Source organism: Acinetobacter sedimenti (assembly GCF_022601685.1).
Classification (GTDB): domain Bacteria; phylum Pseudomonadota; class Gammaproteobacteria; order Pseudomonadales; family Moraxellaceae; genus Acinetobacter; species Acinetobacter sedimenti.
Genome location: NZ_JAKUML010000008.1, coordinates 102835 through 115107 on the forward strand (window position 1 = coordinate 102835; position 12273 = coordinate 115107).

Consider the following 12273-nt stretch of genomic DNA (forward strand, 5'->3'; position numbering starts at 1 on the left):
TATGTTAATGCCTTAGGAATAGCGCATATCTTCGCTATACTCAAACGAGTCATCACTACGCAACATACCATCGAGTTCGCTATCATCAATTTGGCGATTTTGCTGTGATGGCGGTGGTGGTTCATCGATCACTTTATATTTCGGTTTCACCACTTGCGCAGCTTTTGATTTGACCTGATATTCCACCCGAATATGTTCTTTGCCCAAATGATCACGTAATTTCAACATCAGATCATCGGTTGGTGTGACTTGCCAAGCCTCACCAAGTTGCAATTCATAAGTTGCAAAGTGATTTTCAAATAGTAATTTGATCGGAATGTGTACCGCATTCGTAACTTGGCAAAATGGCGCAATCGCAGTGAGTAAATCATTGGCAAAATCAGCGCTTAACTCATTTTCATGGAAACGTAAATGAATGGCTTGGGCTCGTTTTTCACGGATTTGATTGAGGTTAAATGCTTTGCTGAGTCTTCCAAGCGGGCGATCAAAACCTTCTCGTTCATAGATTTCGCCTTCAATGACCACCACAGTTTCATTTTGGAAAAATTCTTTGTAGCGTTCAAAGCGTTCACGATTTGTAGATATTTCAAAGCGAGCCGTGCCATCGTCCAAAGTGATCATGGTACGATTCGGGAAATGTGCCACATCAATAATTAATCCTGCAATTACGGTGGTTTGTCCACGTCGTGTGGTACTGAGATTATTGAGTGTATTTGGAATAAAGCGTTTTAATTCATCTTTATACACATCAATCGGGTGACCTGTCAGATACAAGCCGAGCGTGTCTTTTTCACCTTTCAGGCGGACTTCATCACTCCACGGTTTGATTGGTTTCATTGGTTTGCGCTGGACTTGCTCGACTTCACCAAACAAATCCATCATGCCTGATTCACGGTTGTTGCGAGCTTGTTCCGCTGCTTGCACTGCTTCGGGTAAATTTTCCATCAAAATCGCACGCTCTTCACCCAAACAATCGAGCGCACCTGCACGAATTAAGGCTTCTAATGTACGTTTATTAATTTTCTTGAGATCAATACGATGACAAAAATCGAATAAGTCTTGATATTCACCTTGCGCGACTCGGGAATCAATCACCGACTGCATCGCCTGCTCACCAACGCCTTTAATCGCACCCAATCCATAGACAATAGTTTTTGGGTCACTGGCTTTAAAGCGGTAGTCCGACATGTTGATTGACGGTGGTAAAACCGTCAAATCATTGCTTCGACAGTCATCAATTAAAAACACCACATTATCAGTATTTTGCATTTCCGATGACATCACCGCCGCCATAAATTCGGCAGGATAATGAGCTTTCAGCCATGCAGTATGATAGGCGACGAGGGCATAGGCTGCAGCGTGCGATTTGTTAAAACCATAGCCTGCGAACTTTTCCATATAATCGAAAATTTCATTGGCTTTGACCTCATCAATGTCTTTGGTGGCTGCACCTTTGAGGAAGATTTGCCGTTGCTTGACCATTTCCTCAGGCTTCTTTTTCCCCATAGCACGACGCAGCAAGTCCGCACCGCCGAGGGTATAGCCTGCACAGACTTGTGCCGCTTGCATCACCTGTTCTTGATAAACCATGATGCCGTAAGTCGGTTTCAAAATATCTTCGAGCAGTGGATGGAGATATTCAAAACTGCCACCGTGCATACGATGAATAAAGTCGGGAATTAGATCCATCGGACCAGGACGATACAGCGATACGAAAGCGATAATTTCTTCAAACTGACTTGGACGTGCTTCTTTGAGCATGCGTTTCATACCGACGGATTCAAACTGGAATACCGCTGTGGTATTGCCATCAGCGAACACCTCATAGGCGGCTTTATCATCTAAAGCGATCTGTTCGAGGATAATCCGTTCGGACTCAGGCAAGCGTGCATTGATATGCGTCATTGCATCTTCAATGACCGTGAGATTTCGCAGTCCCAAAAAGTCGAACTTGACCAAGCCGACCGCTTCGACGTCATCTTTATCAAACTGGCTGACTCGTCCTGTGCCATCCGCTTCACAGCTAATCGCTGAAAAGTCGGTAATTTTCCCAGGGGAGATCAGTACGCCACCTGCGTGTTTGCCTGTGTTACGAGTAATGCCTTCGAGCTTAAGCGCCATGTCCCAAATTTCCGAGGCATCATCATATTCAGGATTGGCAGGATTGGTGACCATGTCTTTAAGCTCTGGTTCCATCTCCAAAGCAGTTTTTAGATCGACACCGAGTGGCTTCGTCGGCACAAGTTTGGAAATACGATCGGCTAAACCATATGATTTACCCAAAACTCGGGCTACATCTCGAATCGCACCTTTTGCTGCCATCGTACCGAATGTGGCAATCTGCGATACTGCATCTCGTCCATAATGACGTGACACATAATCAATCACTCGGTCACGTCCTGCAATACAGAAGTCAATATCGAAATCGGGCATCGACACTCGTTCAGGATTCAGGAATCGCTCGAAAAGCAGTTCATAACGTAGCGGATCAAGATCGGTGATTTTTAAACTATAGGCAACCAACGAGCCTGCACCCGAACCACGACCCGGTCCGACAGGCACGCCATTATTTTTCGCCCAGCCAATAAAGTCCATGACGATGAGGAAGTAGCCAGGGAAACCCATTTTGAGAATAATATCAATCTCATAGGTCAGGCGATCGTGATATTTTTTATCAATCTCAACCCATGATTCATCACGCTCATTTTCAGGATAAAGTAAGGCAAGTCGCTCGACTAAGCCTTGCTCTGAGACATGACGGAAAAATGAGTCAATGGTGTGTTCAGGTGGTATCGGATAATCAGGCAGATAGTTTTTACCCAACGTCAGATTCACCGTACAGCGCTGTGCAATCAGATAACTATTCGTCAGCGCATTCGGTAAATCGGCAAACAATGTTTGCATTTCAGCATTGGATTTGAAATATTGCTGATCGGTATAATTTTGCGGACGGCGATCATCACCGAGTACATAGCCTTCGGCGATACAAACCCGAGCTTCGTGCGCTTCAAAATCACTTTGCTTGATAAAGCGTAAATCATTGTGCGCAACCACACCGATTTGATATTTTTGTGCGAGTTGTAAGGCTTGTTGGATAAACAATTCTTCATTCGGTAAACCGACTCGGCTAATCGCCAAATACACCCGATTAGCAAAGGCATTTTTCCATGCGTCAATCAGTGGCTCGGCTTTATCAGGATTGGATGAGCAAAGTGCTTGACCGACATCGCTATGGATTCCCAAGAGGGCAATCAGTCCATCAGATTGCTGACAAATCCATTCAGACTGAACCGTAGGAATGTCGAGTTTCAGTCCATGGGTAAAACCTTTGGATACTAATTCGGTGAGATTGAGCCAGCCCGCTTGGTTCATTGCAAGCAGTTGCACCCGTTGATGCTCTTCACCAAGACGTAGATCACTACCGAAAATAGGCTTAATGCCATGCTTTAGACAGGCATTATAAAACTTCACCGCTGCGTGCATATTCGACAGGTCAGTCAGTGCTAAAGCAGGCATCTTGTCTTCGGCGGCAGCTTTGACCAAATCAGGGATTCTGATAATCGAATCCGTAATCGAATATTCGCTGTGAATGCCTAAATGGACAAATTGCATCATTGAAACCGTCTAACCTAATTATGAAAATTGGAAAATCAATACGAACATCAAATCTTAGCACGAGTGTTTAGCTTTGACTGATCTGATTTGAAGAAAATAAAAAACCAAATACGAGATTTGGTTTTTTATCAGAAAATGAATCGGTTTTTACACCAATCTATTAGTTTTCGGTGCTTGAATCTGTACTTGGCTCAGTCGTCGGTGGCGTTGAGCTCGCTTGCGCATCGGCATCTTTTAAGCTTGGATCTTTGATATCCACATAAGCTTCTGCACGGACTTCACGTAACCAACCATCAAGCTCTGCATCAAACTGACGCTCACTCAAAAGTTGTTTTGCCATACGGCGTTGATATTCTTCAGTCATATCTTTCTGACGTTGATCTTCAACGGTCAAGATGTGCCAACCGTATTGTGTTTGAAATGGTTTGCTGACTTGACCAACGGAGGTAGAAGTCATCATTTTTTCAAACTCAGGCACCATCACACCAGGAGAAACCCAGTCCAAACTACCGCCATTACGTGCTGATCCAGTATCACTAGAATAGGTCGCTGCCATTTCTTGAAAATCAGCGCCTTGTTGTAGACGGCTATAGATTTGATCAATTTGCTGTTTTGCATCAGCAGGGCTAACGACTTCTGAAGGTTGAATCAAAATATGACGTGTAAAATATTGAGGAACTAAAGCTTTTTTTCCATCAGCTGTTCGTTCAAGTAGTTTTAAAATATGAATACCATCTTTGGCATTGATTAATTCTGTCGTTTTACCCACTTCAAGACCACTGATTCGAGCGGCAAGATCGGCAGGAATATCAGATAAAGCACGTGTGCCCATGTCTGCGCCTTGCACCACGACTTGATCATTGCTGTTCTGCTCAGCAATCTCTTTGATATTGTCACTCGTTGCCAATGCATTGCGTACAGCATTTGCAGTTTCAGTGACCACATTTGCTTCGGTCGCTTCCGACTTTGGAGCAACACGTAAGTGAAGTACATGAACTTTGCTACCAAGTGCTGCTTGACCTTGTGGGGAATTTAGGAAGTTATCAATATCTCGCTCAGATACTTTGATACGTGACATGACTTGTTGTTGACGTAGGCGATTGACACTTAAATCTTCTGACACCTGCTTGCGAAGTAGCTCATAGTTACCTGCACGTTGGCTGTCAAGACCACGTTGGAATTCTTCTAGGCTATCAGCACCTTGTTGCTTTGCTATCGACAACACAGCTTGATTGAGTTCAGTTTCGCTCGGTTTCACACCTAGACGACGCACTTGTTCAATTTGAGCTTGACGTAAGATGAGTTGTTCTAATACTTGTTTACGCAGAATAGATGCAGAGGGAACTTGTTGTCCCTGGCTTTGCATTTGCTCTTGAATAACGGCACTCGCTTGATCTAGATCACTTTGCAAAATTGCGCTTTCACCAACGACTGCAACCACTTGATCAATATTCGCTGCATAAATTGACGCTGATGCAGATAACGCAACCACTAGCGCAGTAGTGCGGGCAATTTTCATCATGTTTTGACGTAATTTAGATGTAAGTACAGGTGTGAGTACAGTAGGGTTATTCATTAACGTTGAGTCCAAGTTTGGTTAACATGATCAAATCCAATGACACGATCTTCTAATAATGAGGCTAATTTGCCTGATAATCCGCCTAAACCTTTGAGACTAAATTCTGCCATGATGGCTTTCTTCGCTGAGGTGTTTTCATCAGTCGGGTCGTCGAGATCATTATAGTATCGACGTGCATAGACTGAAACACCCCAACAGCAAGATTCATAATTTAAACCGAGTAGAATTTCACGTGTCAAGTCATTATCAATGTCGTATTGTACGTGACCCATGAGGCGCCAATTGTTGTGAATCGGTTGCACAAATGAGCCAACCACTTGTTGATAAGCTTGCTGACGCAGTTCGGCAAGGTCGTTACGATAGACATAACCAAGATGGTAAAGTTGTCCAACATCATCGGCATAATTCAACGATAGATTGCTAAACGTATTCTCACCGTCCGCATCAAACGCTGTATTCGATGTCACATGAATATTATTGCTGAGTTGACTAGAAAATGTCATTACAGGACCAGAGTAATCATCTGTTGCGATCGGATCATTCTCCGCATCAAGACGGACTTTTCGATCAGCAAAATAAAAGCTCTGTCCGATACTTGCACGTAAGCGCTCTAAGCCAATGGTGTCGTATAAGCGATAGGTTAAACCAAGCGATGCAAAATGATTATCCTCTAAGCGATCATGTCCATAAAAACGATATGGACTAAATAAACGATCGTAACTGACAGAGGCTTGGGTACTGTCAAAGTTTGGATAACCGTCTTGCGCCTGATAAGGTGAATAAGCATAAAATAGGCGAGGGCTTAAGCTTTGCAAAAACTTGCCTTGCTTCTCAAAAACTAAACCTGTGTCTAAAGTAAACTGTGGTACAGCAACTGACTTTTCAACCGATTCATTTTCATCAAAACCGAGATCAACTTTGCTGTCCCGATCAAAGAAAGTGTTGATGCTACGCACTGAAATTTCAGGAATGACAAAGGCGCTTGGTGTTCTAAAGTTGTAACGGCTATACAGCTGATTATAAATCCGTGTACCGCTACTTTCTAATGCTGAGCCGTCGTCGATAGACTTTTTAAAGTATGCCGTATCATTATAAAAACCATATTCTAAGCCATCATATTTTCCACCTGCATAGTGAAAAATAAACTGTGGCAAGCGTGCATAAGGACGATCTACGTCGTCGATGGATTCATCTAAAGTTTGAAAGTCTTGAACTTTAAGCTGAGCGGTGATGCCTGGAATACCATTGGCATAGTTCAATACCCAAGTACGCTCTTGATGGACTAAATCTTCACTATCTGGAGAGTTTCCTAAGTCTGTGAAATAGTCTTCATCAGATACGTAGTTATAATCAATGGCACTATTCCATTGATCATTTATTTTCCAAAAATGCTCCCAGTGCAAATCTTTACGATCTTGATCATCATAGCCCCGATCTTGAGGCAGATAACCACCCCAAATTTTACCAAAACCATAATCTTCGGTGAGGTAGTTGAATTCACCTTCCGCCATGATGCCACGACCATTCAGATATCGTGGAGTCACCGTCATATCATAGTTTGGCGCAAGGTTCAGATAATACGGTACGCCGAGCTGTAAACCACCATCATTGGTATAACCAAAGCTAGGTACTAAGAAACCTGTGGTGCGTCGATCATCAATTGGAAAATTAAAATACGGCACAGGAAGAACTGGGGTGTTTTTGATATAAAGTCGAGCATCTTTAGTCACACCACGTCCAGTCGTCTGATTCAGTTCGATCGATTTGGCTTGGATGTGCCATGCAGGGCTTGTACTTGGTGTGCAGGTCGAATAGCTTGCATGATCAAGTATCACCACATCAGGTGCAGTACGACGAATCTCTGAGGCATAGCCATGCGCTTGCTGTGCTTCACTAATAAAATAGCTATCCTTCAGATCGCCTTGTTGCGTTTTCAGGTTGTAAACGATTTCATCGCTTTGTGAAAATATGCCACCTTGAGCGAGTTGGACTTTGCCTTGTGCTTTGGCGTAGGTTTGGGTTTCATCAAGTTCTAAGCGTTCTGCACGAATGCTTCGCCCTTGTTGGTCGATCTGTACATCACCTTCGAGTACGGACGTACCATTTGGGTTGTAATAAGCACTTTCAGCACTAATCGTTGCAGTGGCTTGGGTTGGATCGCTCGGTGCTTGCTCATCGGTGCCAATCGGTGTCACCCACATTCCCGAACAGAGTTGATCTTTGTATGTATCTTTTGGGTTTGATTCGGCGATTTCTGATGGCGTTAAATAATACTGCCGATAAAAGTCTTGCGCTTCTTGACTATTGGCAGGGGTTAGACCACCACTTTTACTTGGAGTTTTATCTAAATGTATCTCTTTGCTGACGACTTTTGAGTCTGCTGTTGTGGCTTGTGATGATTCTACGTTGTCAACATTTGCGTTGCTGTTTTCCGCATAAGCGATTTGAAAAGCACCAAGACTCATCAGTCCAATGACGGCTTTGAATAAGGTGTTTTTTTTAAATTGATGGGTCATCATATAGGTTCAAAGTCAGTTATCAGAATTTGGGAATAAATCAAAGTGCAAAGAAATATTTTCATTGCATGATAGAGAAAAAAAGCGGAAACGACTACACTTAGTTCGCTAAATAATGCACGCTTTTTGCAATTAGGGATTCGCTTTACATGCAACGAGAACAGTTAATTGATGCTTGGTTAAACCAAGTTTTGCCACAACAAGATTTCAAAATCAACTACTTAGCTGGGGATGCAAGTTTTCGGCGTTATGCAAGGATTGCGCTTTCATCACAGCGGTATATGCTGATGGATGCACCACCAGAAAAAGAAGATTGTGCACCATTTGTACAAATCGCAAGCTATTTATCAAGTTACGGTGCACGTGTGCCACAGATCGTTGCACAAGATTTAACACAAGGGTTTTTATTACTTGAAGATTTTGGCGATCAGCTTCTATCCACCGAGTTAAATCAAAGCACGGTTGATCAATATTACTTACAAGCTTTTGCGCAAATTATCCAACTGCAAAGTATTGCTGTCGATGCGCAGATTTTCCCACAATATAGTGCGGAAAAATTGACTGATGAAATGCGCTTGTTTGATCACTGGATGTTGCCTGCTTTGGATATTACATTGAGCGAAGCGCAACAAAGCATGTTGAACAACAGCTATGCGTGGATTTTGGACAATCTGAAAAATCAACCACAAGTCATCGTGCATCGTGACTATCACAGCCGTAATCTGATGGTTTTAGAGAGTGAGTCTGTACTGGGTGTCATCGACTTCCAAGATGCGGTGGTTGGTCCTGATACTTACGATTTGATCTCGATCGTACGTGATGCTTATGTGCAATGGTTGCCTGAGCAAGTGGCAAAATGGATTGATCAATTCTATGGACTGTTACCTGAGTCTGCAAAGGTCGGGCGTAGCCTGGAACAGTTTCGGATTGATGCAGAAGTCATGTCGATTCAACGTCATTTGAAAATTTTAGGCATCTTTGTGCGTTTATTCGTGCGTGATGGCAAGTCGGGCTATCTGAAAGATTTACCACGTGTGATGTGGTACTTGCGTCAAGAGTTGAATAATTGCCCTGAATTGGCTGAATTGCAATCATTTGTCGAAAATGACGTGATGCCTAAATTTGAACAAAAATATGGGACTTATCAAGAATTGACCATTGAAATGTTAAAAGAAGAGGTAAGCCAATGAAAGCGATGATCTTAGCGGCAGGCTTGGGGAATCGTATGCGACCGCTGACTTTATATAAGCCAAAGCCATTGTTAGAAGTAGGCGGTAAGCCACTGATCGTTTGGCATATCGAAGCAATGGCTAAAATTGGCGTGACAGAAATCATCATCAATGCGGCATGGCTAAAAGATCAATTGGTCAATACCTTGTGTGATGGCTCGCAGTTTGGTGTGAAAATTCTTTGGTCCTTAGAAGATGAAGGCTTAGAAACTGCAGGCGGTTTGATCAAAGCTTTATTCCATTTTGAAGATCAACCTTTTCTCGTGGTGAATGGTGATGTGTGGACACGCTATGATTTTTCAGCATTAAAAAATGTTGAGCTTGGCGATCGCTTGGCGCATTTGGTCTTGGTGGATAACCCACCGCAACATCCAAATGGTGATTTTACTTTAAGTGATGATTTATCGAATGGCACTGCAAATCATGGTGTGATTAGCACATTTGAGCAAGAGAAAGCGGGTGAGGCATTAACTTTTTCAGGGATCAGCATTTTATCTCCAAAGCTGTTTGCAGATTTACCACAAGGCAAACGCCCACTTGCACCATTGCTCAAAGATGCGATGCAACAAGGTTTAGTCAGTGGTGAAAAAATGTCTACAGCATGGGTCGATGTAGGGACACCAGAGCGTTTGATGCAGTTGGATGAGCAGATTCGAAAACGACAGATCTAATTCTCTACAATTAAACGTGTCAAAACGTGTGATTTCAGTGAAACTAGTTTGCGTTTTACAAGATGTTCCACGCATAATAGGTGCGTTTCGAATTATGCTTTAAGCACTAAGTAGAAGTCATTTATTTAAGATGATAAATATATTCTTTTGAGGATTTATGCACCCGTACTATCAAGCTTTGACCGATGGTGTGTCTGCACTGAATTTGGACTTATCCGAACAGGTGCTGAACAACTTGCTGAAATATCAAGATGCCTTAGTGCTTTGGAATAAAGCTTACAACCTCACTGCAATCCGTGAACCAAAGGAAATGTTGATTAAGCATCTACTGGATAGTTTGAGTATTTTGAATCATTTTCCAAAAGGGCGAATGCTCGATGTAGGTACAGGTGGTGGCATGCCAGGCATGATTGTGGCATTGTGTCAGCCTGAGCGTGAGTGCGTATTGCTTGATTCAAATGGTAAAAAGATTCGTTTTTTGAAGCAATTTATTGCAGATATGAAGCTCACCAATGTCAAAGCGGTGCAGACTCGGGTAGAAGATCAGCAGAGTATCAACGATCTTGGTCATTTCGATGTCATTACTAGTCGTGCTTTTGCCTCACTGCTTGATTTTGTTGATGCAGCAAAGCCTTATATGCATGAGCAGTCAGTCATTGCTGCGATGAAAGGTGTTGTGCCACATGATGAGCTATCAAGCTTATCGAATTGGTCACAGCAGATCATTGCACTCAAAGTACCGAAACTTGATGAACAACGGCACTTAATTGTTTTAAGTCAATCATCGTGACTTTGTATTGCAAAACAAGTGATGTATAACCCATAGGATTAAAAAAGACTTTGTTAGAATGGATCGCCATTATCGTGGTGGATGATGCTCCTGATTGAAGTATTGAAATAAGTATTAAGTGAATTGACGAAGATAGCTTTAATGGCGAAAAAGATTTTATGGTTAAAATAATTGCAATTGCAAATCAAAAAGGTGGTGTCGCAAAAACCACCACCGCAGTCAATCTTGCTGCATCTTTAGCAGTGCTAAAAAAGCGTGTTTTGCTAGTGGATTTAGATGCACAAGGCAACGCCACGATGGGCTCTGGCGTACATAAAAATGAATTGAACTATAGCATTGCCGATGTGATGTTGGGTGATGCGCCGATCGAAGCTGCCATCAACAAAGTCGAGTCGAACTATAAAGTGCTTGGCTCAAATCGAGAGCTTGCAGGTGCAGAGCTGGTGATCGCTGAGCAAGAACAGCGTGAATTTATTCTCCGTGATGCCTTAAAGCAGATCGAAAACAATTTTGATTTTATCCTGATTGATTGTGCGCCAAGTCTGAATTTGATTACGGTGAATGCCTTTTGTGCAGCGGATAGCGTATTGATCCCAATGCAGTGTGAATATTATGCCTTAGAGGGTTTAGCCGATTTGTGTCAAACCATTGAACGCATTAATCAAACATTAAATCCTAACTTAGAAATTCTAGGCGTCTTACGCACCATGTATGATGGACGGAGTGCTTTGACCAAAGACGTATCCGAAGAATTGGAACAATATTTTGGCGATAAATTATTCCAGACCGTGATTCCACGTAATGTACGCTTGGCAGAAGCGCCTGCACATGGTGTACCTGTAATGTATTTTGAGAAAAGCTCAAAAGGTGCAGTGTCGTATCTCACCTTCGCAGCGGAACTCGTCAAAAAAATGAAAAAGGCTGCACAGAAACAAGCTGAACAAAAGCAAGGAGCAAAATCATGACTGTAAAAAAACGTGGCTTAGCCAAAGGTCGTGGTTTAGATGCACTACTTGGTTCAGTGAAAAAAGAGAAACAACATCTTTCTGTGAATACCGCAGACCTTGAAGATGGTCAACTCGAACAAATCTCTGTAGATATATTGCAGCGTGGTCAATACCAACCACGTCAACATATTGCCGATGAAGCCTTAAAAGAGCTGAGCGATTCGATCAAGCAACACGGTGTGATGCAACCGATCGTGATTCGTAGAGTCAGTAGTGAAGGCGAAGAAGCACAATATGAAATTATCGCTGGTGAGCGTCGTTGGCGTGCTGCCAAACTTGCAGGTTTAACACATGTCCCTGCGATCGTGCGTGACATGTCGGATCAAGTGGCGATTGCTTTGGCGTTGATTGAAAATATTCAACGTCAAGATTTGAATCCAATGGAGCAAGCTTTAGCATTAAAACGCTTCCATGAAGAGTTTGGACTAAGTCATCAAGAGATTGCAGAAACAGTCGGTAAAGCTCGTGCTTCTGTAAGTAATTTATTGCGCTTACTCAGTTTAGAAGAAAGCGTCAAAGTCTTATTGGATGAGCAAAAAATTGATATGGGCCATGCACGTGCATTATTACCGTTGAAGAAGACTGAACAAGCTAAGATTGCACAGCAAGTCGCGGCAAAAGACTTGTCTGTACGTCAAACAGAGCAGCTCGTGCGTGAGTTGCAAAAGCCTGTATCATCGAGTGAGAAAGCGAAGCCTTCATCGGATATCAATCAGTTGATTGAAAAGTTGACTGAAAAGCTCGGTGCGGAAGTCCAGATTGATTATAATGCCAAAGGAAAGGGCAAAATCGTCATCAAGTATCATTCACTCGATGAGTTGGATGGTATTTTGAAGGTGTTTGAATAATCAAAATAAGTCGTCGTT

8 protein-coding genes are annotated in these 12273 nt (G+C 42.7%); 5 read left to right on the forward strand and 3 right to left on the reverse strand.

Features of this window, described 5'->3' with window-relative positions; all coding sequences use genetic code 11:
• Positions 1-12 precede the first annotated feature (12 nt).
• From dnaE to MKI79_RS06625, 3 genes are all read right to left on the reverse strand, one after another.
• Positions 13-3612: a DNA polymerase III subunit alpha gene (gene dnaE / locus MKI79_RS06615; RefSeq protein WP_241571292.1), complete on the reverse strand. Its 3600-nt coding sequence runs from the start codon at positions 3610-3612 to the stop codon at positions 13-15.
• Positions 3613-3775: 163 nt separating this feature from the next.
• Positions 3776-5137, reverse strand: a complete 1362-nt coding sequence (locus MKI79_RS06620; RefSeq protein WP_241571293.1) for a peptidylprolyl isomerase — start codon at positions 5135-5137, stop codon at positions 3776-3778.
• A gap of 53 nt (positions 5138-5190) precedes the next feature.
• Positions 5191-7710, reverse strand: a complete 2520-nt coding sequence (locus tag MKI79_RS06625; RefSeq protein WP_241571294.1) for an LPS-assembly protein LptD — start codon at positions 7708-7710, stop codon at positions 5191-5193.
• Positions 7711-7859: 149 nt separating this feature from the next.
• Here MKI79_RS06625 and MKI79_RS06630 point away from each other — a divergent pair, with 149 nt between their 5' ends.
• From MKI79_RS06630 to MKI79_RS06650, 5 genes are all read left to right on the forward strand, one after another.
• Positions 7860-8900 carry an aminoglycoside phosphotransferase family protein gene (locus MKI79_RS06630; protein ID WP_241571252.1) on the forward strand — a complete coding sequence of 347 codons (1041 nt, stop codon included), beginning with the start codon at positions 7860-7862 and terminating at the stop codon, positions 8898-8900.
• Complete coding sequence (gene murU / locus MKI79_RS06635; RefSeq protein ID WP_241571253.1) at positions 8897-9610, forward strand: N-acetylmuramate alpha-1-phosphate uridylyltransferase MurU; 714 nt, start codon at positions 8897-8899, stop codon at positions 9608-9610. The genes MKI79_RS06630 and murU overlap by 4 nt, the downstream gene beginning before the upstream one ends.
• A 157-nt stretch (positions 9611-9767) precedes the next feature.
• Positions 9768-10400: a 16S rRNA (guanine(527)-N(7))-methyltransferase RsmG gene (rsmG, locus tag MKI79_RS06640; protein WP_241571254.1), complete on the forward strand. Its 633-nt coding sequence runs from the start codon at positions 9768-9770 to the stop codon at positions 10398-10400.
• Positions 10401-10558: 158 nt separating this feature from the next.
• Entirely contained in the window at positions 10559-11365 is an 807-nt protein-coding gene (locus MKI79_RS06645) for a ParA family protein (protein WP_241571255.1), read from the forward strand.
• Complete coding sequence (locus tag MKI79_RS06650) at positions 11362-12255, forward strand: ParB/RepB/Spo0J family partition protein (protein WP_241571256.1); 894 nt, start codon at positions 11362-11364, stop codon at positions 12253-12255. The genes MKI79_RS06645 and MKI79_RS06650 overlap by 4 nt, the downstream gene beginning before the upstream one ends.
• Positions 12256-12273: the final 18 nt, after the last annotated feature.